General features: G+C 61.5%; 21 protein-coding genes and 1 tRNA gene. 12 read left to right on the top strand and 10 right to left on the bottom strand.

Features of this window, described 5'->3' with window-relative positions; translation table 11 throughout:
- The first annotated feature begins 1 nt into the window (after nt 1).
- From tolB to serA, 9 genes are all read left to right on the top strand, one after another.
- A complete protein-coding gene (gene tolB / locus QD408_RS05500) occupies nt 2–1,309 on the top strand; it encodes a Tol-Pal system beta propeller repeat protein TolB (RefSeq protein WP_088682834.1) in 1,308 nt (435 codons plus the stop codon).
- Between the two features lie 151 nt (nt 1,310–1,460).
- Nucleotides 1,461–1,997: a peptidoglycan-associated lipoprotein Pal gene (pal, locus tag QD408_RS05495; protein WP_088682778.1), complete on the top strand. Its 537-nt coding sequence runs from the start codon at nt 1,461–1,463 to the stop codon at nt 1,995–1,997.
- Between the two features lie 159 nt (nt 1,998–2,156).
- Nucleotides 2,157–3,146 (top strand): tol-pal system protein YbgF, encoded by a 990-nt coding sequence (gene ybgF, locus QD408_RS05490; protein WP_414138598.1) that lies wholly within the window; start codon nt 2,157–2,159, stop codon nt 3,144–3,146.
- A gap of 11 nt (nt 3,147–3,157) precedes the next feature.
- Nucleotides 3,158–4,618, top strand: a complete 1,461-nt coding sequence (gene tilS / locus QD408_RS05485) for a tRNA lysidine(34) synthetase TilS (protein WP_414138597.1) — start codon at nt 3,158–3,160, stop codon at nt 4,616–4,618.
- Nucleotides 4,619–4,715: 97 nt separating this feature from the next.
- Nucleotides 4,716–6,647 (top strand): ATP-dependent zinc metalloprotease FtsH, encoded by a 1,932-nt coding sequence (ftsH, locus tag QD408_RS05480; protein WP_088682775.1) that lies wholly within the window; start codon nt 4,716–4,718, stop codon nt 6,645–6,647.
- Nucleotides 6,648–6,890: 243 nt separating this feature from the next.
- A complete protein-coding gene (gene glmM / locus QD408_RS05475; protein ID WP_088682774.1) occupies nt 6,891–8,243 on the top strand; it encodes a phosphoglucosamine mutase in 1,353 nt (450 codons plus the stop codon).
- 367 nt (nt 8,244–8,610) lie between these two features.
- Nucleotides 8,611–9,447, top strand: a complete 837-nt coding sequence (locus tag QD408_RS05470) for an outer membrane protein (RefSeq protein WP_088682773.1) — start codon at nt 8,611–8,613, stop codon at nt 9,445–9,447.
- Between the two features lie 186 nt (nt 9,448–9,633).
- The gene (locus QD408_RS05465) at nt 9,634–10,812 is read left to right on the top strand and encodes a phosphoserine transaminase (RefSeq protein ID WP_414138596.1); all 1,179 of its coding nucleotides are present in this window, start codon (nt 9,634–9,636) and stop codon (nt 10,810–10,812) included.
- An 83-nt stretch (nt 10,813–10,895) separates the two neighbouring features.
- The gene (gene serA / locus QD408_RS05460) at nt 10,896–12,491 is read left to right on the top strand and encodes a phosphoglycerate dehydrogenase (protein WP_088682770.1); all 1,596 of its coding nucleotides are present in this window, start codon (nt 10,896–10,898) and stop codon (nt 12,489–12,491) included.
- Nucleotides 12,492–12,672: 181 nt separating this feature from the next.
- Here the strand turns inward: serA and QD408_RS05455 are convergent, their stop codons facing one another.
- Nucleotides 12,673–12,939, bottom strand: coding sequence for a hypothetical protein (locus tag QD408_RS05455; protein WP_088682769.1), 267 nt, complete (start codon nt 12,937–12,939; stop codon nt 12,673–12,675).
- Between the two features lie 166 nt (nt 12,940–13,105).
- The gene (locus QD408_RS05450) at nt 13,106–14,062 is read right to left on the bottom strand and encodes a DMT family transporter (protein WP_088682768.1); all 957 of its coding nucleotides are present in this window, start codon (nt 14,060–14,062) and stop codon (nt 13,106–13,108) included.
- 264 nt (nt 14,063–14,326) lie between these two features.
- Here QD408_RS05450 and mnmA point away from each other — a divergent pair, with 264 nt between their 5' ends.
- The gene (mnmA, locus tag QD408_RS05445; RefSeq protein ID WP_088682767.1) at nt 14,327–15,526 is read left to right on the top strand and encodes a tRNA 2-thiouridine(34) synthase MnmA; all 1,200 of its coding nucleotides are present in this window, start codon (nt 14,327–14,329) and stop codon (nt 15,524–15,526) included.
- A 137-nt stretch (nt 15,527–15,663) separates the two neighbouring features.
- Nucleotides 15,664–15,740: transfer RNA gene (locus tag QD408_RS05440), tRNA-Met, on the top strand.
- 195 nt (nt 15,741–15,935) lie between these two features.
- Here the strand turns inward: QD408_RS05440 and QD408_RS05435 are convergent.
- From QD408_RS05435 to pobA, 8 genes are all read right to left on the bottom strand, one after another.
- Nucleotides 15,936–16,052, bottom strand: a complete 117-nt coding sequence (locus QD408_RS05435) for a helix-turn-helix domain-containing protein (RefSeq protein WP_245313576.1) — start codon at nt 16,050–16,052, stop codon at nt 15,936–15,938.
- A gap of 373 nt (nt 16,053–16,425) precedes the next feature.
- Nucleotides 16,426–17,259, bottom strand: a complete 834-nt coding sequence (locus QD408_RS05430) for a VCBS domain-containing protein (RefSeq protein ID WP_088682766.1) — start codon at nt 17,257–17,259, stop codon at nt 16,426–16,428.
- Between the two features lie 335 nt (nt 17,260–17,594).
- Nucleotides 17,595–18,311 carry an ABC transporter ATP-binding protein gene (locus QD408_RS05425; RefSeq protein WP_088682765.1) on the bottom strand — a complete coding sequence of 239 codons (717 nt, stop codon included), beginning with the start codon at nt 18,309–18,311 and terminating at the stop codon, nt 17,595–17,597.
- Nucleotides 18,292–19,056 (bottom strand): ABC transporter ATP-binding protein, encoded by a 765-nt coding sequence (locus tag QD408_RS05420; protein WP_088682764.1) that lies wholly within the window; start codon nt 19,054–19,056, stop codon nt 18,292–18,294. Before QD408_RS05420 ends, QD408_RS05425 begins: the two co-directional genes overlap by 20 nt.
- Nucleotides 19,053–20,054 (bottom strand): branched-chain amino acid ABC transporter permease, encoded by a 1,002-nt coding sequence (locus tag QD408_RS05415; protein WP_088682763.1) that lies wholly within the window; start codon nt 20,052–20,054, stop codon nt 19,053–19,055. The genes QD408_RS05420 and QD408_RS05415 overlap by 4 nt, the downstream gene beginning before the upstream one ends.
- Nucleotide 20,055: 1 nt before the next feature.
- A complete protein-coding gene (locus QD408_RS05410) occupies nt 20,056–20,919 on the bottom strand; it encodes a branched-chain amino acid ABC transporter permease (protein WP_088682762.1) in 864 nt (287 codons plus the stop codon).
- Between the two features lie 66 nt (nt 20,920–20,985).
- Complete coding sequence (locus QD408_RS05405; protein ID WP_088682761.1) at nt 20,986–22,158, bottom strand: ABC transporter substrate-binding protein; 1,173 nt, start codon at nt 22,156–22,158, stop codon at nt 20,986–20,988.
- A gap of 148 nt (nt 22,159–22,306) precedes the next feature.
- Complete coding sequence (gene pobA, locus QD408_RS05400; protein WP_414138595.1) at nt 22,307–23,479, bottom strand: 4-hydroxybenzoate 3-monooxygenase; 1,173 nt, start codon at nt 23,477–23,479, stop codon at nt 22,307–22,309.
- 119 nt (nt 23,480–23,598) lie between these two features.
- Between pobA and QD408_RS05395 the strand changes: the two genes are divergently transcribed.
- Nucleotides 23,599–24,489 (top strand): helix-turn-helix domain-containing protein, encoded by an 891-nt coding sequence (locus tag QD408_RS05395; protein ID WP_414138594.1) that lies wholly within the window; start codon nt 23,599–23,601, stop codon nt 24,487–24,489.
- The last annotated feature ends 3 nt before the right edge of the window (nt 24,490–24,492 follow it).

The raw sequence follows: 24,492 nt of genomic DNA, 5'->3' as shown, positions 1-24,492 counted from the left end.
TATGGTCAAGTGTTCCCTCATCCGCGCTCTGATGGTCATTGCAGGCCTGATTGGGGTCGCAGCCTTTACGACGCCGGCGAACGCGTTGGTCACCCTCGACCTTCGAAAAGGCAATGTCCAGCCGATGCCGATTGCGGTGACGGACTTCCAGGGCGACATAGGTGCGCAGGTCTCGCAGGTCATCGCCGCCGATCTGCAGCGTTCCGGCCTGTTTGCTCCGATCAACAAGACCGCCTTTATCGAAAAGATCTCCAATCCGGATGCCGCGCCGCGCTTCGAGGACTGGAAGGTCATCAACGCACAGGCGCTGGTCACCGGCCGGGTTACCAAGGAAGCGGATGGCCGTCTTCGCGCCGAATTCCGCCTGTGGGATACTTTTGCCGGGCAGCAGATGACCGGTCAGCAGTTCTTTACCCAGCCGGAGAACTGGCGGCGTGTCGCCCATATCATCGCCGACGCGATCTATAAGCAGATCACCGGCGAAGAGGGTTATTTCGATACCCGCGTCGTCTTCGTCTCCGAATCCGGCACCAAGCAGCAGCGCAAGCGGCAGCTGGCGATCATGGATCAGGACGGCTTCAACGTGCGCATGCTGACCGACGGCAGCGATCTTGTGCTGACGCCGCGCTTCTCGCCGAGCCGGCAGGAAGTCACCTACATGTCCTTTGCCAACCAGCAGCCGCGCGTCTATCTGCTGCAGCTCGAAACCGGGCAGCGCGAGGTCGTCGGCAACTTCCCGGGCATGACCTTCTCGCCGCGCTTTTCGCCGGATGGCCAGAAGGTGATCATGAGCCTGCAGCAGGAAGGCAATTCCAACATCTACACGATGGACCTGCGCTCGCGAACGACGACGCGCCTGACCTCGACGGCTGCGATCGACACTTCGCCCTCCTATTCGCCGGATGGTGCCCGCGTCAGCTTCGAAAGCGACCGTGGCGGCAAGCCGCAGATCTACGTGATGAACGCCGACGGATCGGGCCAGACCCGCATTTCCTTCGGGGACGGCTCCTATTCGACGCCGGTCTGGTCGCCGCGCGGCGATCTCATCGCCTTCACCAAGCAGGCCGGCGGCAAGTTCTCGATCGGCGTGATGAAGCCGGACGGCTCGGGCGAGCGTATCCTGACGACCGGCTTCCACAACGAGGGTCCGACCTGGGCGCCGAACGGCCGCGTGCTGATGTTCTTCCGCCAGGCGGCAGGGGCAGGCGGTCCGCAGCTCTATTCGATCGATCTGACCGGTTACAACGAGCAGCTCGTCAAGACGCCGACCTACGGTTCCGACCCGGCCTGGTCGCCGCTTCTGGAGTAGCAGGCGCGGCAATGCCTTCATGTCGCCTCAGAATCATGAAAACCGGGCGACTACGGGACAAATCAGTAAATTGTTAACCATAAACTTTGAGGGGCGGTTAACCGAGTGCGGTTACTGTCCGGAAACCCTGAAATCGCAAGGAGACCCGGCCATGAGCCGAATTCACACCCCGGCAATGAGCCGCATGCAGAATTTCGCCCGCAACCCCGTCATGATCGCGCTCGTCGCCGGTCTCGCGCTTGCGGGTTGCGCCAACAAGAAGAACGGCGGCATGCCGAACAGCGCCGGCGATATGGGCCTCGGTGCAGGTGCTGCGACGCCGGGCTCGGCCCAGGACTTCACGGTCAATGTCGGCGACCGCATCTTCTTCGACACCGACTCCTCGTCGATCCGCGCCGATGCCTCGCAGACGCTCGATCGTCAGGCGCAGTGGCTCGGCCGCTACCCCAACTACCAGATCACCGTCGAAGGCCATGCCGACGAGCGCGGCACGCGCGAATATAACCTGGCTCTCGGCGCCCGCCGTGCCGCCGCTGCCAAGGATTACCTCGCTTCGCGCGGCGTTCCGGCACAGCGCATGAAGACGATCTCCTACGGCAAGGAACGCCCGGTCGCCGTCTGCGACGATATCTCCTGCTGGTCGCAGAACCGCCGCGCAGTCACCGTTCTCGGCGGCGCCGGCATGTAAATCCCGGCAAAAGCCGGATCTTGACGAGGCGGTCCCTTGCGGGCCGCCTTTTCTTTTTGACCACACTTTGGCCAGACTCCGTTGCTTTTTGACAGCAATTGGAAAAATCTCCTGTTCGTGCCTTAAGGCGCGAAGAATCACTGGGACAGGACGATACATATGAAGAAACTTGTCGTGGCAGGCATGCTGTGCCTCGCGGCTGTGACCGGGAGCGAACGGGTGGCCTATTCGGCCTCGTTCTTTGGGCTGCATCTCGGCGGCCGACCCGCGGAAAGCCAGTCGGCGCCGCCTGTTGTCAAGGTGCAGAGCGGCGACGCGGAGGTCCGCGTGCAGCAGCTCGAAGAGCAGTTGCGGCAGTTGAACGGCCGGATCGAGGAGATGAGCTTCCAGCTTCTGCAGATGCAGGAGACGATCCGCAAACAGCAGGAAGACAATGAATTCCGCTTCCAGCAGCTCGAAAAGACCGGTTCCGGCGGCGGTGCCGCCAAGACACCCGTCAAGAAGAGCGAGACCGAAACCGCTCCGGCAGCTTCCGGCGGGGACGATGTCGCCAAGGTGATCCAAGCACCGCAGGGAGCCGAAACGGCTCCCTCCACCGATGTACCCGCCAATACCGGGCTCGGGCAGCCGCCGAAGCAGCTGGGTTCGATCGAGTTCGATCAGAACGGCAACCAGGTTGGCGAAACCATGGATGAAAACGCCACCATCGGCTCCGCGCCGCTTCCCGATGCCAGCAGCGGAACGCCGCAGCAGACCGCCTCGCTCGGCAGCGAGGCCGATCAGTACAAGGCGGCCTACGGCCACGTATTGTCAGGCGATTACGGCACGGCCGAACAGGAGTTCGAGCAGTACATTACCCGCTACCCCAGCAGCGCGCGGGCGGCGGATGCCAATTTCTGGCTCGGCGAGGCGCTCTATTCACAGGGCAAGTACAATGAGGCGGCCAAAACTTTCCTCAATGCGCATCAGAAATACGGGACATCGGAAAAGGCTCCCGAAATGCTCCTGAAGCTCGGCATGTCGCTTGCCGCCCTCGACAATACCGAGACGGCGTGCGCGACGCTGCGCGAAGTCTCGAAGCGTTATCCGAAGGCTTCACGCGCCGTCATAAGCAAGGTTGCGAGCGAACAGAAGCGCCTCTCCTGCTAAGGCTTTCCGCCATGTCTGCGGACGGCACGTCATTGCCTCGGCTGGCGATCCGCCAGTTTCTCTTCTCGCTTCGACGCCCCGCGCGCATTCTCGTCGCGGTATCGGGCGGCAGCGATTCCACCGGCCTGCTTCTCCTTCTCGATGAAGCCGTGAAGGCCGCATCCAATCCCGAAATTTCCCTATGCGCCGCGACCGTCGACCACGCGTTGCGCGCCGGCTCCGCAGAGGAGGCGCGAGAGATCGCAGCCCTTTGCGCGTCGCTCGGCATTCCCCATTCCGTCAGGATCTGGCAGGGCGAAAAGCCGAAGACCGGAATCATGGCAGCTGCCCGCGAAGCCCGCTACGGACTTCTGGCCGAGGCGGCGGAAGCGCTCGGCGCCGATCTCATCGTCACCGGCCATACTTTCGACGACCAGCGCGAAACACTTGAGATGCGCGGGATGCGAACGGAGCAGGTTTCATCCGGTATCGCCGACGCCGTGCTCTTCGACCGGCGATTCTGGATTTTACGGCCGCTTCTTTTCTCCACCCGAGCGTATATCCGCGCTTTCCTGCGGGAGCGGGGCGTGGGTTGGATCGACGACCCAAGCAACGAGGATGAGAAGTACGAGCGCGTTCGGGTTCGCCGGCAGCCACCTGCCGATGCGGCAGCGGAGACGGATATTCGCGCCACCTGGGAGGAGCGGCTGGCCCTGTCGTCCCGAGCCGCCGATTGGCTGGATCGTCATTTCATGCTTCATGGCGGCCTGCTTGGGCAGGTAGCGCCTGATGGGTTGCGTGAGGATCGTGCAGTGCTCGATTACGCGCTCGGCCGTCTGACGGCCGTCTTCGGCGGCCAGCCATTCGTGCCGGGCAGAGGACAGATGGAACGGATTCTGGCATTTGCCGCCGGCGGTAAGCCGGGGCGAATGACCGCCGGCAGGGTGGTGTTCGATCTGCGGCGTGACGGGCTTTATCTGGCGCGGGAGAGCCGGGGGATATTGCCTCTGGTGTTGAGGCCGGGAGAGGCTGGGGTTTGGGATGGGAGGTTTTATGTGTGGAATGGGTTGACCACGTCGATAGAGGCCGAGGCCGCTACTCCACGCGCTCCCTCATTCCTGTGCTTGTCACAGGAATCCAGCGCGCCCAAGTCCTTGGGCGCAAAAGGCACTTTGCGCTTCGTTGAGTCGGTCATCGCGCAGACGCGCGGTGGCTGGATTCCTGTGACGAGCACAGGAATGAGGGAGAGTATGCAGCACCTTCCCAAAGCAGCATGGAAGCGCGCAATCGCCTCGGCGCCCGCCTTATCCTCAGAAGGAGCCTATTTGGCTCCGGAATCCTCCCGCTCGATCGATCTGACGCCGTATTTCGCACCCTTCGACCGCTTTTTGACACGATTTGATTTCATCTTTGCCGACAGGCTTTCGGCGGTTTTCGCAACGGCGCCCTATGCGGGGCTGCCTTTAAGAAGTATTGACGGAAAAACCATCTGACCTGGGGTGTCGCCTTGGCAATCGCACGGCGCAACCCTATGTTAGAACCAAATAAGACGGTCGCCATGAGGCGGCTGTTCCAGTGCTGGGGAGTTCGATGAACCCTAACTTACGTAATTTCGCCTTGTGGGCAATCATAGCGCTTCTGCTGATCGCCCTTTTCAGTATGTTTCAGACGGCGCCGGCGCAGACGGGCTCCCGCGAAATCCCTTATTCGCAGTTTCTGCGTGAGGTCGATGCGGGCCGGGTGAAGGAAGTCGTGGTCACGGGCAACCGTGTGTCCGGAAACTATGTTGAAAACGGCAGCACCTTCCAGACCTATTCGCCTGTCATCGACGACAGTCTGCTCGATCGCCTGCAGCAGAAGAATGTTCTGGTTTCAGCCCGTCCGGAAACGGACGGTTCTTCGGGTTTTTTGAGCTATCTCGGCACGCTGCTGCCGATGCTTCTGATTCTCGGCGTCTGGCTGTTCTTCATGCGGCAGATGCAGGGTGGTTCGCGCGGCGCGATGGGCTTCGGCAAGTCAAAAGCCAAGCTCCTGACCGAAGCGCATGGCCGCGTGACCTTTGAAGACGTCGCAGGCGTCGATGAGGCCAAGCAGGATCTCGAAGAAATCGTCGAATTCCTGCGTGATCCGCAGAAATTCCAGCGTCTCGGCGGCAAGATCCCGCGCGGCGTGCTGCTCGTCGGTCCTCCCGGCACCGGCAAGACGCTGCTCGCCCGCTCGGTCGCCGGCGAAGCCAATGTGCCGTTCTTCACCATTTCCGGTTCCGACTTCGTCGAAATGTTCGTCGGCGTCGGCGCAAGCCGCGTGCGTGACATGTTCGAACAGGCGAAGAAGAATGCGCCCTGCATCATCTTCATCGACGAAATCGACGCTGTCGGCCGCCATCGCGGCGCCGGTCTCGGCGGCGGCAACGACGAACGTGAGCAGACGCTGAACCAGTTGCTGGTGGAAATGGACGGCTTCGAGGCGAATGAGGGCGTGATCCTGATCGCCGCCACCAACCGTCCCGACGTTCTCGACCCGGCGCTGCTGCGTCCCGGCCGTTTCGACCGTCAGGTCGTGGTGCCGAACCCGGATATCGTCGGCCGCGAGCGCATCCTCAAGGTGCATGCCCGCAACGTTCCGCTGGCGCCGAATGTCGATCTCAAGGTTCTCGCCCGCGGTACGCCCGGTTTCTCCGGCGCCGACCTGATGAACCTCGTCAACGAAGCGGCCCTCATGGCCGCACGCCGCAACAAGCGTGTCGTCACCATGCAGGAATTCGAGGACGCCAAGGACAAGATCATGATGGGCGCCGAGCGCCGCTCTTCGGCGATGACCGAAGCGGAGAAGAAGCTCACCGCTTACCATGAAGCCGGCCACGCCATCACCGCGCTCAATGTCGCCGTCGCCGATCCGTTGCACAAGGCGACGATCATTCCGCGCGGCCGTGCGCTCGGCATGGTCATGCAGTTGCCTGAGGGCGACCGCTACTCGATGAGCTACAAGTGGATGGTTTCGCGCCTCTGCATCATGATGGGCGGCCGCGTTGCCGAAGAGCTGACGTTCGGCAAGGAGAACATCACTTCGGGCGCCTCGTCCGACATCGAGCAGGCCACCAAGCTTGCCCGCGCCATGGTCACGCAATGGGGCTTTTCCGATCAGCTCGGTCAGGTCGCCTACGGCGAAAACCAGCAGGAAGTCTTCCTCGGCCACTCGGTTTCGCAGTCGAAGAACGTTTCGGAGGCGACCGCGCAGAAGATCGACAATGAAGTGCGCCGCCTGATCGACGAAGCCTATACTCAGGCCCGCACGATCCTGACGGAAAAGCACGACGAATTCGTCGCTCTTGCCGAGGGCCTGCTCGAATACGAAACGCTGACCGGCGATGAGATCAAGGCGCTGATCCGCGGCGAGAAGCCGTCGCGTGATCTCGGCGACGATTCTCCGCCGAGCCGTGGCTCGGCCGTTCCGAAGGCCGGCGCGCGGCCCGCCACCAAGGGCGACGAGCCCGAAGGCGGCCTCGAACCGCAGCCGCATTGAGCGGCCAGCATCACTCCGAAAAAGGCCGGCTTTCCCGCGAGGGAAAGCCGGCCTTTTTCATTGGTAACGGGATATAATCATTTTTCTCGGTAATTTACGTGCTGATGCTCATGTTTTGTGGCATCCCGATGAATGGAAGCAAGTGTGATTCAAAGGTTCCCGGACTGACGACAGACCGGTGGGACCAGATCGCTTGGAACGATGCGCAGCCTTGAATGGCGCGCGGAAAGCTTAGGAGTGCAGATGAAAAGACGCTATTTCGGGACCGACGGCATTCGTGGCCAGTCCAATGTCTTCCCGATGACGCCGGATCTCGCGATGCGGGTCGGTATTGCCGCCGGCACGATCTTCCGCCGCGGCAACCATCGCCATCGCGTCGTCATCGGCAAGGATACGCGCCTTTCCGGTTATATGCTCGAGAACGCCATGGTTGCGGGCTTCACGGCCGCGGGCCTCGATGCCTTCATTCTCGGCCCGATCCCGACGCCTGCCGTCGCCATGCTGACGCGCTCGCTGCGCTGCGATATCGGCGTGATGATCTCCGCTTCGCACAATCCTTACGAGGATAACGGCATCAAGCTCTTCGGCCCCGATGGTTACAAGCTGTCCGACGATATCGAGGCGGAGATCGAAGATCTGCTCGAAAAAGACCTCAACGCGCAGCTTGCCAAATCCGACGACATCGGCCGCGCCAAGCGCGTCGACGGCGTTCACGACCGCTATATCGAACATGCCAAGCGCACGCTGCCGCGCGACGTGACGCTGCAGGGCCTGAGGATTGCGATCGACTGCGCTAACGGTGCTGCCTACAAAGTGGCGCCCGCCGTGCTCTGGGAGCTTGGCGCCGACGTCGTCACCATCGGCAACGAGCCGAACGGCACCAACATCAATCTCAATTGCGGCTCCACCAGCCCCGTCGCGCTGCAGAAGAAGGTCGACGAGGTCCGCGCCGATATCGGCATCGCGCTCGACGGTGATGCCGACCGCGTCATCATCATCGACGAGAACGGTTCGATCGTCGATGGCGACCAGCTGATGGCCGTCATCGCCGAGAGCTGGGCCGAGAGCCAGCAGCTGCGCGGCAACGGCATCGTTGCCACCGTGATGTCCAACCTCGGTCTCGAGCGCTTCCTCGACGATCGCGGCATGGCGCTTGCCCGCACCAAGGTCGGCGACCGCTATGTCGTCGAGCATATGCGCCAGCACAATTACAATGTCGGCGGCGAGCAGTCCGGCCATATCGTGCTCTCGGATTACGGCACGACGGGCGACGGCCTGGTTGCCGCGCTGCAGATCCTTGCCGCGGTCAAGCGCACGGGGCGCACCGTCAGCGAGGTCTGCCGCCGATTCGAGCCGGTGCCGCAGCTCCTGCGCAATGTCCGCATCAGCGGCGGCAAGCCGCTGGAGGATATCCAGGTGCAGAAGGCGATCGCCGACGCCGAGGCCGAGCTCGCCAGGAACGGCCGCCTCGTCATCCGCCCCTCAGGCACCGAACCGCTGATCCGTGTGATGGCCGAGGGCGACGACCGCGCCCAGATCGAGCGCATCGTCAACGAGCTGATCGGCACGATCTCGAACGTTCGCACCGCCGCCTGATCCCAGCGAGGGCAGATTATCGAAAGCCGGTGCACAAGCACCGGCTTTTTCGTTATGCGGATTGGTTCAGCCAGAGCATATGGTCGCTGCAGACCGAATTCTTATCGATACGATCCTAAAGCGCGTCGCGATCTTTCAGATTCGCTCCTTGCGCTTTAGGTCTTTGTTTTTAAGCATGTCGTTATCGCAAAATCGCCGCACGCTTTTGCGCGACATGCTCTAGTTTTTCCTTCAGGAATATCTGCCAAATACAGTAAATAATCGTGGTTAAGCAGCTTTTAACGTTTTCAATTCATTATCCATGCAAAGCGTATCAGATTGGCAGCGACTGAGCCTGCCGACGCAACCGGATTTTGGAGTGAAATCCATGAAGAGAAGCTTGTCCGGCATCCTCGCCGCATTGTTGATAGCGACAAACGCCTATTCCGCGGATCTCGCTCCTGCCGAACCCATCCCTGAACAGCCGCCCGAGGTGGCGGTTACCGAAGCGACCGGCTGGTATCTGCGCGGCGATGTCGGTTATGCCTTCACCGATCTGCGCGGCGCGCGCTATTTCCAGGGCAGCAACGCCACGGAAGTCGATTTCGACGATGCCGACCTCGACGACGCATGGACCATCGGCGGCGGTGTCGGTTATCAGATCAACAGCTATCTGCGCACCGATCTGACTTTCGACTATCTCACGCAGGCTGATTTCCGCGGCTCGACGGTCGGGCAGTGCGGCTTCCCGCTGGTGGATTGCACCTCGAGCGACCGCTCTTCGCTGACCGCTTACACGCTGCTTGCCAACGCCTATGTCGACCTTGGCACTTACGGCTACGTGACGCCTTATGTCGGCGCCGGTATCGGCGGTTCCTACGTGAAATGGAAGAACCTGCGCAACGTCGCCTGCGCCGATGACGGCAGCTTCTGCGACGACGAGGTCACCCATGGCGGCAAGGGCAACTGGCGCTTCACCTACGCCCTCATGGCCGGCGCGTCGGTCGACGTCACCTGCAACTTCAAGGCCGATGTCGGCTACCGATACCTGCATATCGATGGCGGCAACATGTTCGGCTATGCCGAAAATGGCGGTCCGGGCCGCGACAAGGGCCTCAGCGCCCATGAAGTCCGCGTCGGTGGCCGCTACCTCTTCGGCGGATGCGCCCAGGCGAGCTACGAACCGCCGCCGGAAATCCCGCTGCAGCAGCCGGTCTACAAGTAAATCCAATCTCTTGCATCAGAAAGCCGTCCGACCTCCGGACGGCTTTTTTCATTTTGACGACCTCTCTGCGTCAAAATATCCTCCTCTTGCGACATTTCGATCTTGACTGTGAAGCCTCCGATCCATACACACGGCGGCGGGACACCCTTCCCCAACGAAGGGCTTTCTATCTGAGAGGATAGCATCATGGCGAAGACCGCAAAGCCGGACATCCGTCCGCACAATACTCATTTTTCTTCTGGCCCTTGCTCGAAGCGCCCCGGTTGGTCGCTCGAAGCCCTTTCCGACGCGGCTCTCGGCCGTTCGCACCGCGCGAAGGTCGGCAAGGCCAAGCTCAAGCAGGCCATCGACCTTACCCGTGAAATTCTCGAAGTGCCGGCGGATTACCGCATCGGCATCGTTCCGGCGTCCGACACCGGCGCCGTCGAAATGGCGCTTTGGTCGCTGCTCGGCGAACGCGGCGTCGACATGCTCGCCTGGGAAAGCTTCGGCGCAGGCTGGGTGACTGATGTCGTCAAGCAGCTGAAGCTCAAGGATGTGCGCAAGCTCGAAGCCGGTTACGGCGAGCTTCCCGATCTTTCCGCCGTCGATTTCGACCGCGACGTCGTCTTCACCTGGAACGGGACCACCTCGGGCGTGCGCGTGCCGAACGGCGATTTCATCCCAGCCGACCGCAAGGGCCTGACGATCTGCGACGCCACCTCGGCCGCTTTCGCGCAGGAACTCGATTTCGCCAAGCTCGATGTCGTCACCTTCTCCTGGCAGAAGGTTCTGGGCGGCGAGGGCGCGCATGGCGTCATCATCCTTTCGCCGCGCGCCGTCGAGCGTCTCACCACCTATACGCCGGCCTGGCCGTTGCCGAAGATCTTCCGCATGACCTCGGGCGGCAAGCTGACGGAAGGCATCTTCCAGGGCGAAACGATCAACACGCCGTCGATGCTCTGCGTCGAGGATTATATCGATGCGCTTGTCTGGGCCAAGGAGCTCGGCGGCCTCAAGGCGCTGATCGCGCGCGCCGATGCCAATGCCAAGGTCATCCACGATTTCGTCGCGGCAAACGACTGGATCGCCAATCTCGCCGTCAAGGCGGAAACGGCCTCCAATACCTCCGTCTGCCTGAAGATCGTGGACAAGGATATCGCGGCGCTCGACGAAGACGGCCAGGCGAATTTCGCCAAGGGCCTGGTCGGCCTCCTGGAAAAGGAAGGCGTTGCTTACGACGTCGGCCACTACCGCGACGCGCCGTCGGGCTTGCGCATCTGGGCCGGCGCCACGATCGAGGCGTCCGACATGCAGAAGCTGATGCCCTGGCTTTCCTGGGCCTTCGAAACGCAGAAGGCGCAGCTCGCTCAGGCCGCCGCCTGACGTGATCGCATCCGGCTCCGCCTGAGGGCGGAGCCCAGCATCCCATTTTTATTCATCGCTGAACACTTTTGAAGGAGGCCACAATGGCACCTCGCGTTCTCGTATCCGACGAATTGTCGGAAACCGCCGTCCAAATCTTCCGCGACCGCGGCGTCGAAGTCGATTTCGAACCGCAGCTCGGCAAGGACAAGGACCGTCTGCTCGAAGTCATCGGCAAGTATGATGGCCTCGCCATCCGCTCCGCCACCAAGGTGACGGAAAAGATCATCGAAGGGGCGAAGAACCTCAAGGTCGTCGGCCGCGCCGGCATCGGCGTCGACAATGTCGATATCCCGGCCGCTTCGCGCCGCGGCATCATCGTCATGAACACGCCCTTCGGCAATTCGATCACCACGGCCGAACATGCGATCGCGCTGATGTTCGCCGTCGCCCGCCAGCTTCCGGCCGCCGATACCTCGACGCAGGCTGGCAAGTGGGAGAAGTCGAAATTCATGGGCGTCGAAATCACCGGCAAGACGCTCGGCGTCATCGGCGCCGGCAATATCGGCTCGATCGTCTGCGCCCGCGCCATCGGCCTCAAGATGCATGTCGTCGCCTACGATCCCTTCCTCTCCAAGGAGCGCGCCGAGGAGATGGGCGTCACCAAGGTCGAGCTGGACGAGCTTTTCGCCCGCGCCGATTTCATCACTTTGCATGTGCCGATGACCGACAAGACGCGCGGCATCCTCAACAAGGAAGCGTTGGCGAAGACCAAGCCCGGCGTGCGCATCATCAACTGCGCCCGCGGCGGTCTCGTCGATGAAGCGGCCCTTGCCGAAGCCATCAAGTCCGGTCATGTCGCCGGCGCCGCTTTCGACGTCTTCGAAGTCGAGCCCGCCAAGGAAAGCCCGCTCTTCGGCCTGCCGAACGTCGTCTGCACGCCGCATCTCGGCGCTTCGACGACCGAAGCACAGGAAAACGTCGCTCTGCAGGTGGCCGAACAGATGTCGGACTACCTCGTCAAGGGTGCCGTTTCCAACGCCATCAACATGCCGTCGATCACGGCTGAGGAAGCGCCGATCCTGAAGCCCTTCATCCGTCTTGCCGACGTTCTCGGCGCCTTCGTCGGCCAGGTCACGGAAGAGCCGATCAAGGAAATCGAAATCCTCTATGACGGCATCACCGCCGGCATGAACACGCGGGCGCTGACGAGCGCGGTGCTCGCCGGCCTCATCCGCCCGCAGGTCGCCGACGTCAACATGGTTTCGGCGCCGATCATGATCAAGGAAAAGGGTATCGTGCTCTCCGAGGTCAAGCGCGACAAGACGGGCGTCTTCGACGGCTATATCAAGCTGACGGTGACGACGGAAAGCATGACGCGCTCGGTTGCCGGCACGGTGTTCTCGGACGGCAAGCCACGCTTCATCCAGATCAAGGGCATCAACCTTGATGCCGATGTCGGCTCGCACATGATCTACATCACCAATACCGACGTTCCCGGCATGATCGGCTTCATCGGCACGACGCTCGGTACTGCCGCCGTCAACATCGCCAACTTCCAGCTCGGCCGCGACAAGCAGGGCGGGGACGCCATCGCGCTGCTCTATGTCGACGGCGAGGTGGATGACACTGTGCTGGCACAGCTGACGGCGCACCAGGCGATCCGCCAGGCAAAGCTGCTGACCTTCAACATCGACTAAAGCGCGTCGCGATCTTTCAGATTCGCTCCTCGCGCTTTAGGTCTTTGTTTTTACGCATGTCGTTATCGCAAAAACGCTGCACACTTTTGCGCGACATGCTCCAAGTTTCCCTCCCAAGGAAATACTGAAAACCCGGCGCGGGAAATGCGCCGGGTTTTCTGCGTCAGGAACGGAATGAATTTCAGTGAGGCAAGCGTTTCCGGCGGACGAGCTTGCCGAAGCGAGCTCTTTCGTCCTCAGCCTTCGTGCGGTGAAGGAAGGCGAGCCTGCTGCCGTCGAGGCCCTGGAAGAATTCGTCCCAGGAAATATCCTCCTGCGTTTCCGGAGAGAAATCGACGCGGACCGTTTCGCTGTCGCTCGCGTTCTTGATGCGCACGGGATGGCCGCCGCGCTCTTCGATCCAATGTTTGATTCTGCTGTACTCCGTCGTCGTGCCGAACCTGCCCATGAAACCCTCCTCAGCAATTCGATTGCGGCATTTATGTCCCTGCAACGCATGATCGAAGGAATCGTTCCATGGCGCATCAATTATTTTAGTAAGATCGGATTAATCCCAGGGCGCAGGAGGCCTGATAACGAACACCGGCGCAAAATCGACGTCAGGGGCAATAAGCCTATCGCGCGGGTGCCTGCGCATCGCCTTCGGCCGGCGTCGTGGCGAGCGGCGATTGCGCGTCGCCGGAGGCCACGGCTGCGGGCAAGGGTACGTGGCGCTTGCGCTCGCGGATCAGCGTCAGCAGGCCGGAGCAGATGATGAGCACGATGCCGACCGCCATCGGCAGGTCGACACGATCGTTGAAGAAGAGGTAGCCGAAGCCGATGGCCCAGATCATCTGGCTGTATTGCGGTGTCGCTACGAGCGTTGCCGGGGCGAGCCGCGCGGCCGTCATCAGCATCACGTTTCCCGCAGCGCCGAGCAATCCGTAGCCTGCAAGAAAGACCCATTGCTGCGGGCTCGGCACGACGATCTCGGAGAGCATGAGAACGCCGCTGACGATAAGCGTGCCGAGCAGGGACGCGCCATAGAGCGACAGGCGCTTCTCTGCCGGGCCGAGCGCGCGCAGGATGACGATGGCGACGGCGGCGGAGACAGCGCCGATGGTTGCCGCCAGATGGCCGGCGGACAGTTCGCGGAAGCCCGGCCGGAGAACGACCAGCACACCGAGGAAGCCGACGATGACGGCAGCCCAGCGCTGCCAGCGCACATCCTCCTTCAGGAAGATCACCGAAAGGATGGTGACGACCGACGGCAGCAGGAACAGCAGGCAGAAGGCCTCGGCCATCGGCAGCTTGGTGAAGGCGATGATGGAAGCGATCGAGCCGGTGGCGCCGGCGGCAAATCGCGCCATCCAGAGCGGCCGGTTCGTCGTTGCGAATATGTCGAGCCATGAATCGCCTGGCCCCTTGATGAAGGGAAGGGCCGACAGGCTGAGCACCGCGCCGGTGAAGGCGATCTGGAAGGAGGGAACGGCGCCGTGCAGGGCTTTGATGGATGCATCGCTGAAGGCAAAGACGGCATAGCCGACAAATGCGACAAGGACGCCGCGAAGCGTGGTTGAGGCGGTTGTCATGTATTCGAATCTTCTAAAGGTGGGTCAGTTCATCTACGCGACGAAATGCGGGCTGGCAAAGACCGATTGCGAATAGCTGCAATGCATGAGCGGCGTATGACGCCGGCAACTCCAACCGAAACGCCGGCACTTGCGCGCGGGCGCAATAATTTCTATATCCGTCGCCCATGAAAGCTGGCGGCCGATCCCGCCGGAAATGCAGGAAATCCGCCACATTCCGAAGTCAGAACGGCGGATCGAAACAGCGCAGAATTGGCACTATCGTTGAACACACTGGATTTTGACAAGAAGCCGGAAGAGACCCGTGTCGTCGTCGCCATGTCGGGCGGCGTCGATTCATCCGTCGTTGCCGGCCTTCTCAAACAGCAGGGTTACGATGTGCTCGGCATCACGCTGCAGCTTTACGACCACGGAGCGGCCGTTCACCGCGCCGGTTCCTGCTGCGCGGGCCAGGATATCGACGATGCGCGCCGCGTCTGCGAGACGCTCGGCATTCCGCATTACGTGCTCGATTACGAAAAGCGCTTCCGCGAAACGGTGATTAATCCCTTCGCCGAAAGCTATGTGGCGGGCGAAACGCCGATCCCCTGCGTTTCCTGCAACCAGACCGTCAAGTTTGCCGATCTCCTGGCGACAGCCAAGGAACTCGGCGCCGATGCGCTGGCGACCGGCCATTATATCCGCTCGCGGCCGAACCCTTCGGCTGAGAAGCCCGGCCGCCGGGCGCTTTTCCGGCCTGCTGACGCCGACCGCGACCAGAGCTATTTCCTCTTCGCCACGACGCAGGAACAGATCGACTATCTCCGCTTTCCCCTGGGCGGCCTGCCGAAGGCCGAGACCCGCAGGCTCGCCGAAGAGATGGGCCTCGTCGTCGCCAAGAAGGCCGACAGCCAGGACATCTGCTTCGTGCCGCAGGGCAAATATTCCGACATCATCACCAAGCTGAAGCCGAATGCGGCGCTCGCCGGCGAGATCGTCCATCTCGACGGCCGCGTGCTCGGAACCCACGAAGGTATCCTGCACTTCACGATCGGCCAGCGCCGCGGCATCGGCATCGCCACCGGCGAGCCGCTCTATGTCGTCTATCTCGATGCCCGCTCGCGCCGCGTCATCGTCGGGCCGAAGGAGGCGCTGGAAACGCACCGCGTCTATCTGCGCGACGTCAACTGGCTGGGCGACGAGACGCTTGCGGAAGCCGCGTCCGGCGAAGGCTTCGCCTGCTACGCCAAGGTCCGCTCGACGCGGGCGCCGGCGCCCGCCGTGCTGCACGTCGATACGACCGGCATCCATGTCGACCTGACGGTCGGCGAGGCGGGCATTGCGCCCGGCCAGGCCTGTGCGCTTTATTCCGCGCCCGGTGACGACGCCCGCGTCTTCGGCGGCGGTTTCATCGAGCGCTCCGAGCGCGAACCTTCGGCCGAGGCTTCACTCAAGGCCCTGCTGGCCGGCCCCGTCGCCGCCTGAAACCGGTAGGAGCGGGCGGGCGACAAAGGCCCACCGTTTTTCTCCATCATGCGCTTGACACAAAGCCGAGCCGCACCTTATAAGCCGCTCATCCCACGAGCCCGCAGCGCTTCGCGAGCAGGTATCGTTTGACCAGTGGCGGAGTAGCTCAGTAGGTCAGAGCAGAGGAATCATAATCCTTGTGTCGGGGGTTCAAATCCCTCCTCCGCTACCATTCTTTCTTATAAAACAGATGGATAGTAGTAGCTTGGCTCTCGGTTGCCCGATGCAGGCGTTGTCGCTATGCGAGGTCGTCTAAAGCGTGTCGCGATCTTTCAGATTCGCTTGCCACGCTTTAAGTCTTTGGTTTGCGCATGTCTTTGCCGCAAAACCGCTGCACACTTTTGCGCGACATGCTCTAAGGCCACATTCAGGGCAGCGGCAATCTTCTGATCGTTTCGAAGCTGTCATCGCGTGCGCCGTTCTCAATCTGCGAAAGAAAGCCGGGGCTGATATCAGCCTTTGCGGCCAAGTCGCGGGATGTCATCCCACGATATTCGCGCCACACCTTGCTCGGGTTTTCTCCGTCGATCAGCCGGTTTGCGAATTCGCCCGGGACAAGCTCTTCCTGGCCGGACGCAAGTTTCTCCCGGAAGGAAGCTACGGCGATCCCATCGAGAGCGTCTTCCAAGTTGTCGAGAAGCCGGCGATAATCGTTCTCGGCGAACTGCCATCCGTTCTCCGGATGCGGTGGTGATGAACTGAGCGTTCATGAAGCTATTTCGCTTATTCATAAGCACTACCTCGCGGGGCGACCTTAATAATGGAGATCACTTGTCCGTCTTCCGTGAACAGAATCCGCCAATCGCCAATCCCGCCTTCCAGCGCGGGGAGATCCCCCGCGCCGCTCGCCCAATCCCTCAAACAATGAAATGAAAATTGTCGTATTGCGCGCCGTAATAGTCAGGACCGCTCGTTTCTGTGATGACGGGTTCGGTGTCGAGTATGAGATAATCGATCGAGCCGTAGGCGCTGAGATCGATCACTTGCGGGTCATGGATATTGTCGGCGGTGACGTTGACCGTGACCAAGAATACGGTATCGCCATTTAGGCGGCCTTCGATCGTCAGGACGTTGTCATAGTCCGATGTGCCGTTTGCCACGCTGAATTGTTCGATCTGGAAGGTGCCGCCATCGGCGGCCTGGATGGGCGTCCAGAACACGCCGCCTGACAGATAATGGTTGCCGTCGGCTTCCTTGTGTACCGTTGCGTCGTCACCATCGTGCCAGGCGCCCCAATCGAAGCCTTTGTAGCCGGTGGGGAAGTCGTATTTGCCGACATCCTCGAAATTGACGAAGACGTCGCCGCGTTCCGGCAGGTCGACCGCGATATTGAGCAAGCCGAAGTCGGTGGCGCCTTTGCCGTCCGAGATCTTGAAATTGAACTGGTCGACGAGTTGATCTCCCGGGCCGAGCGCTGATACCACCGGATTGGAGTGATCGAGTTCATAGGTGTAGTTGCCGTTGGAATAGACGGTCAGCGTGCCGTATTTTCCCTCGATCGTCGTCGTCGTGGCCGGTCCATCCGGATTGGCCGGTTGCGGAATTCGCTGTCCGTTCACGAAGTTGAGACGCACAAGATCTCCGTCGGCATCTGTGGAACTGGTGCTGTCCAGGATGTTGCCGTCGATCGGGTTGTCGACGTCGAAAATAGGCTGGTATACGTCACCTGCGACCGGCTTGTGGTTTGCCATTTCTACCTCCCGTCTGAAATATCTGTTCGAATATGCAACTCTATCGGGTGCTTGGCAACGAAATTTGACGGAGTGTCAGATCAATTCAGCCTGTCAAATCCAACAGGCGCAATTTGTCTGCAGCTCAAATATTCCAATAGAGGCATCGATGTCGGCGTCTATTCCCTTGGCAAGAAAGATTTATGCCCTGTCTTACGCTGATGCTGTTTCGGCGCGCGGGGTATTTCTTTTTCTGCAGGCGTTCTATCAATTTCTGCCGGAAGAAATCTTTCGGGCGGCGTAACAATGCCAGAATAATGATGACGTGATCATGACGATATACTGCATTGATTGCTTCAATGCAGGCCGCCCACTCCGAGCAAGCTTTCTACCGCTTCGTGATCCCTGGATAGGTCCGCCGGCGTTCCCGCCCAGGCCAGCTTGCCGCGTTCGAGAATGATGACCTGATCGGCGAAGTCGAGGGCGCTTTGGATGCGCTGTTCGACGAGGAGGATGGTCATGTCGCCTGATTTGGCGAGTTCGGCGAAGGCGGCCATCAGCTCCTCGCAAATGACGGGTGCAAGGCCCTCCAGCGGTTCGTCGAGGAGCAGAACCGACGGGCGGCCGAGAATGGTGCGGGCGGTGGAGAGCATCTGCTGCTCGCCGCCGGAGAGTTGGCTGCCGAGATTGCGGCGGCGCTCTTTCAGGCGCGGGAACATGGCATAGGCTTCCTCAAGTGCCGTTTTCGGCCGCGCCTTCAATCCGACGAACAGGTTTTCCTCGACCGTCAGCGTCGGAAAGATGCAGCGCGTCTGCGGAACATATCCGAGGCCCTTATGCGCCCGTGCAGCACTTGGCGCCGCGGTGACATCCGACCCGCCGAGGCGAATATGGCCGTCATATCGCCTGGTCTGTCCGGCAAGCGTTGCCAGCAGCGTGGTCTTGCCCATGCCGTTGCGGCCGAGCACGGCGAGCCGCGCGCCTGCCGGCACGGAGAAGGAAACGCCTTCCAGCACGCGTGTCGGCCCATATCCTGCCGAGAGATTTTCGACCTCAAGCGATATGGCTGGCATTGGCATAGCTCCCGAGATAGGCCTCGCGCACACGCGCATCCTTGGTGACGTCTTCAGGCAGGCCATCGAAGATGATCGCGCCTGCCGCCAGCACGATGACGCGTTTGGCGAAACGGAAGACGAGGTCCATGTCGTGTTCGATCATCAGGACGGCGAGATCGGCGGGCAGATCGGCAAGCGCCTGCTCGATGCGGCCGGTATCGCTCTGTGGCACGCCCGCCGCCGGCTCGTCCAGCAGCAGCACCTTCGGCCTCAGCGCCAGTGCCACCGCGATTTCGAGAAGCCGCTGCTGGCCATAGGCGATTTCGCTGACCTTGCGATGCATCAGCGAGGCAAGCCCGAGTTTTCCGAGGAGATCGTCGACCTCCGTCATGACGCCGGGCATGGCGAGGAAATTCCCGAACATCCTGCGGGTCTTTCCGTCGCGCTGGAGCACGGCGAGCCCGACATGTTCGGCGGGCGTCATGTCCTGGAAAAGCCGGGTTACCTGAAAGGAGCGGACGAGGCCGCGCTTGACCCTGCCGATCGCATCGACCTTCGTCACCGCCTCGCCGCCGAGGCGAACCTCGCCGGAGTCTGGTGAGAGATTGCCGGTGACGAGATTGACGAAGGTGGTCTTGCCGGCGCCGTTCGGGCCGATCAGTGCAATGCGGTCGCCTGGCGACATGGCGAGCGAGACATCACTGGTGACGGCCAAGCCGCCGAAGGCTTTCCTGAGATTGGCGACTTCGAAGACGGGGCTCATGCGCGCGCCTCCTTCCGGCGGCTGAGGAAGGCGGCGGCCGTTCCGTAGAGGCCTTTCGGTGCAAAGAGCACGACGGCGATCAGCAGCGCGCCGACCATGGTCAGCCAATGGAAGGGATTGGCTGCCGAGACGTAATCCTCGAAGAGCATGAAGACGACGGTGCCGGAAAGCGCGCCGAAGAGGGAACCGGTGCCACCGAGCACGAGCATGACAAGCGCTTCGGCCGATTGCGTGAAGGACAGGCTGTCGAGGCCGACGACCTGGGTCGAGATCGCATTCAGGGCGCCGCCGACGCCGGCAACGGCGCCAGAGATCACGTACATCCTGATCAGCGTGGCCTTGGGTGAGCCGCCCATGGCGCGAATGCGCAGCGGGTCCTGCCGGATGCCGCGGCAGAGCATGCCGAAGGGTGAGCGGACCAGCAACCGCAGCAGCACGAAGACGACAAGCAGCAGCGCCATTGCGAAGAAGAAGGCGGTATGGCCGTAGAGATCGAATTCGAAAAGGCCGAAGACCGGATCCGGCGCGATGCCGGAAAGTCCGTCGCTGCCGCCTGTCCAGGACGAGGCCTTGTTGGCGAATTCGTGGAAGAGGTGGATGAGCGCAATCGACAGCACGAGCTGCGGCAGCCCATGCGCGCGCAGGATGATCGCGCCGCAGAGCAGCCCGGCAACCGCGCCGCCTGCAATGCCGGCGAGCATCATCAGCAGCGGGTCGTTGATGCCGTAATGCGCCGACAGGATGCCGGCGGCATAGGCGCCGGAGCCGAAAAGGGCGGCATGGCCGAGCGTTGCAACGCCGCAATAACCGGTGACGAGATCGAGCGACAGCACGAGCAGGGCGATCGTGATCATCCGTGTCAGAAGCGCCAGATTGTCGGGAAAGGCGAAATAGCCAATCGCGGCGATGGCTGTGATGACCGCCACGCCGGCGAAATCGCCGCTGACGCCGCGCCGAGACCGGAGGCGTGCGTTTTCGTTATCTATCACCAGCGTCATTTCATTTCACCCTTCCGGCAAGGCCGCGTGGGAAGACGCAGATGATGGCGATCACGGCGAGATAGAAGAAGAACTCGCCGAATTCCGGCATCAGATAGCGTCCTGTCGTATCGATCGCGCCGAGCAGCAGGCAGGCGATCAGTGCACCGGGAATGGAGCCCGCGCCGCCGACGGAGACGACGACCAGGAACGTGACCATGTAGCGCAGCGCGTAATAAGGTTCGACCGGCAGGAGTTCGGCGCCGACCACGCCGCCGAAGGCGGCAAGCCCGACGGCAATGGCGAAACTCACCGCGTAGATGATCTCGGTGCGCACACCGAGGGCCGCCGCCATCGCCGCATCGTCGACGGAGGCGCGCAGCTTCACCCCGAAGCTGGTTCGCTCGATCGCGAACCAGAGGGCGAACGCAACGGTGAGACCGCAGAAGATAACGAAAAGCCGGTGAACGGGAATGGTGCGGAAGCCGAGATCGGCCGATCCCTGCAGGGCGCCGGCAAGCGGTATGGTTTTCAGCGTCGGCCCCATTGCGTAATTTGCGATGCCGATGACGCAGAAGGTGATGCCGATGGTCATCAGCACCTGGGTCAGTTCGGGCGCGCCATAGATCCGGCGGTAGAGAAAACGCTCGAGCGGAATTGCGATGATGATCGTGGCGATGACGGCCGCGACGACTGCGACCGCGTAACCGAGCCCGAGGTCACGGGCGGCATAGGAAGCGATGTAGCCTCCGATCATGGCGAAGGCGCCATGCGCCAGGTTGACGACACGCATCAGCCCCATGGTCACGGAAAGGCCGATCGAGATCACGAAGAGCACCATGCCATAGGCAAAGGCGTCGACGGCGATGCTGAAGACTGTCTGCATGGAAATACCTTGCTTCGGCGCGGCGGGCTCGATGCGGAGCCCGCCGCGTCACCGGACTTCGGATATTTACTTGGCTGCTGCCAGGCCCGGATCGCCCTGCTTTTCGAAGGTCTGGACCTCTTTGTTGATGTAGGTTCCGTCATCGGTTTTGGCGACTTCGCGGAGATAGATGTTCTGCGTGATGTGGCGGCTTTCCGGGTCGATCGAAACCGGGCCGCGCGGGCTCGTCCAGGCCAGGCCCTTGACCGCATCGACAGCCTTTGCGGCATCCTGCTTGCCGCCCGTCGCCTCAATCATCTTGTAGATGACATACATGCCGTCATAGGCGCTGACGGAGGGGAAGGAGAGTTCGGCCTTGTTGCCGATCGCCTTGGCGGCGGCTTCGACAAAAGCCTTGTTCTCGGGGGAATCGTGCGACACCGCATAGTGGAAGGTCGTCTGGATGCCGAGCGCAGCATCGCCAAGCGCCGGCAGGTCGGATTCCTGCGTCAGATCACCGGGCGCAAAGAACTTGATACCGGCCGCCTTCAGGCCGTTTTCGTTATAGGCCTTGACGAAACCGAGCGTCGTCGGGCCGGACGGCAGGAAAGCGAAGACGCCCTGCGCGCCGGAATCCTTGATGCGCTGCATGATCGGGCTGAAGTCGTTGGTCGCAAGCGGCATGCGGATCGCCTCGACCACCTGACCGCCGGCCTTTTCGAAGCCGGTCTTGAAGGCGTTCTCGGCATCGATGCCCGGGCCATAATCGCTGACGACCGAAATCACCTTCTTGACGCCGGCGTCGAAGGCGACCTTGGCGATCGGCGTCGAGGTCTGCCAGGTGGTAAACGAGGTGCGCACGACGAGCGGGCTCTTGGTGACGATCGCCGAAGTCGCGGCATTCATGATAACCATCGGCACGTTGCCCTGCTTCAGGATCGGCGTCACCGCCATGGCATCCGGCGTGAAGTAGAAGCCGGCGAGATACTGGACCTTCTCCTTGACGATCAGTTCCTGGGCCAGCGCCTTGGATTGGGCGGGATCGGCCTGCGGCACGTCGCGATAGACGATCTCGACCGTATCGCTGCCGACCTTGTTGCCGTTGACGGCCATATAGGCGTCGATGCCGGCCTTGAAGTTCTTGCCCTGGAGCGCGAACGGACCGGAGAACGGCCCGATGACGCCGACTTTGATGGTGTCGGCATAGGCGCTCGCGCCCATGGCGATTGCCGCAACGGCGGCCAGAAGCAGTTTCTTCATGTTTCTCTCTCCCTTTTGGCGCACTCCCGCGCCGTACTTCCTAGCTACCGAGGTTTCAGCGCCAGCTTGTCATGCGAAGTGGTGATGTAAAATGAAATAAATGCCGTAATGCATCACCGTGCGATTATGATTTGACGCCAACCGCGCATCAGAAAGGCAATCCCACATAGTTTTCCGCGAGCGCCGTCGAGGCCGCGCGGGAATGTGTGAGATAATCGAGTTCGGCCTCCTGGATCTTTTGGTCGAAATCGCCCGTATCGGGGAAACGATGCATCATCGACGTCATCCACCAGGAAAATCGGACGGCTTTCCACACGCGGGCGAGCGCCTTTTGCGAATAGCCGTCAATGCCGCTATCGGAGCCTTCGCGATAATGCCCGATGAGCCCGCAGAAGAGGTAATGGACGTCGCTCGCTGCAAGGTTCAGCCCCTTGGCGCCGGTCGGCGGTACGATATGGGCGGCATCGCCGACAAGGAAGAGCCGGCCGAAACGCATGGGCTCAGCGACGAAGGAGCGTAAGGGAGCGATCGATTTTTCGAAGGAGGGCGCAGTCGTCAGCGCCTCGGCATGATGCGCCGGCAGGCGCCGTCTCAGTTCGTCCCAGAAGCGCTCGTCGCTCCAGTCCTCGGCCCTTTCGTCGAGCGGGCATTGGATGTAGTAGCGGCTGCGCGTCGCCGAGCGCATCGAACAGAGCGCGAAGCCCCTTGGATGGTTGGCGTAGATCAGTTCATGGCTGACGGGCGCCACGTCGGCCAGCAGGCCCAGCCAGCCGAAGGGATAGACCTTCTCGAAACTTCGGATCGCCCGTTCGGGAACGGATTTGCGGCTCACTCCATGAAAGCCGTCGCAGCCGGCGATGAAATCGCAATCGATGCGCTTGGCGGCGCCGTCCTTTGCATAGGTCACGAAGGGGGAGCGACCGTCGAAATCATGCGGCGCGACATCGGCGGCATCGTAGATCGATAGGGCGCCGCTCATTTCGCGCCGCTCCATCAGGTCACGCGTCACCTCGGTCTGCCCGTAGACGGTGACGTGCCGGCCGCCGGTCAATTCGGAGAGGTCGATGCGATGGTCGCGCCCGTCAAAGGCGAGGGAAAAGCCGTCATGCGGCAGCCCTTCGGCATGCAATCTCGCTCCGGCTTTGGCCTCGTCCAGCAGCCCGACGGTGCCTTCTTCCAGCACACCGGCGCGCACCCGGCCGAGAATATAGGTCTTGCTCACGCGGTCGAGGATGACGTTATCGATTCCGGCTTCGGTCAGAAGCTGGCCGAGAAGCAGGCCGGATGGACCCGAACCGATAATGGCGACCTGGGTTCGCAAATGCTTCCTCCCTCACATTTTTTGCGTTTTGTCAGATTTTGCCGCGCCGCCATCACCGCAACAATGGACATTCCAGCCTAAAAATTGCACTAATCGAACATTGGCGCGGGAGGATCCCCATGAGCAGACATGTGCCTACTTATGAGCTCTACGGCGAAAACACGGGACAAGCGCCGGAGTTTTGGTTGCATTGCGAAACAATTCGCTCCCGCAGCAGCCTGCATCAATGGGAAATCCGGCTCCACCGCCACGAGAGCTTCTTTCAGATATTGTACATCGGGGCCGGTTCGGGCGATGCGATTTTCGGCGAGAAGAGCCATGCCATCCGCCCGCCGGCGGTCATCACGGTTCCCCCTGGCCTCCATCACGGTTTTCGCTTCTCACGTGATATCGACGGCCTCGTGATCACCATGCTGAGATCTCATCTCAGCCACCCGCCCGGCGAGCGAAGCCATCTCGGAGAATGGCTGGCGACGCCGCATCTGACGCCGCTCGATCCCGGCAATGCCGAGGCGGCCTATGTCATGCAGACGTTGAGACGGCTCGGCGACGAATTCGAAAACCGCCGCAGCGGCCGCAACGAGGTGCTGGCCGCCTATGTCGGGCTGGCGTTGCGGCTGACGGCGCGCATTTCCCATGAGGGGAATGCGCAGGAGCTTCCGTCAAACGAAAATGAGAGGCGGATGGAGATGCTGAACGAACTCATCCAGCAGCATTTCCGATCGCATCGGCCTGCTTCCTTCTACGCCAGAGAACTTGGCGTTTCGCCGACGCATCTCACGCGTATCGTCCGGTCGATGACCGGCAGCACGCCGCATGAATTGATCGCCGGCAAACTCATCGAGGAAGCGAAACGACAGCTGGTCTTCACGCTTGGCAGCGTTCAGGAGATCGGGTTTCGGCTCGGCTTTGCCGATCCCGCCTATTTCTCGCGCTTCTTCCTGAAATATGCGGGAGAAACGCCGCGCATCTGGCGCGTGAGAGAGAAGGTTCGGCTCGAGGGCGCATAGGTT

It is taken from the genome of Rhizobium sp. BR 249, assembly GCF_047445895.1.
Taxonomy (GTDB): domain Bacteria; phylum Pseudomonadota; class Alphaproteobacteria; order Rhizobiales; family Rhizobiaceae; genus Rhizobium.
Note: the sequence above shows the minus strand (reverse complement) of the source record. Positions and strands in the feature narration are given on the sequence as shown.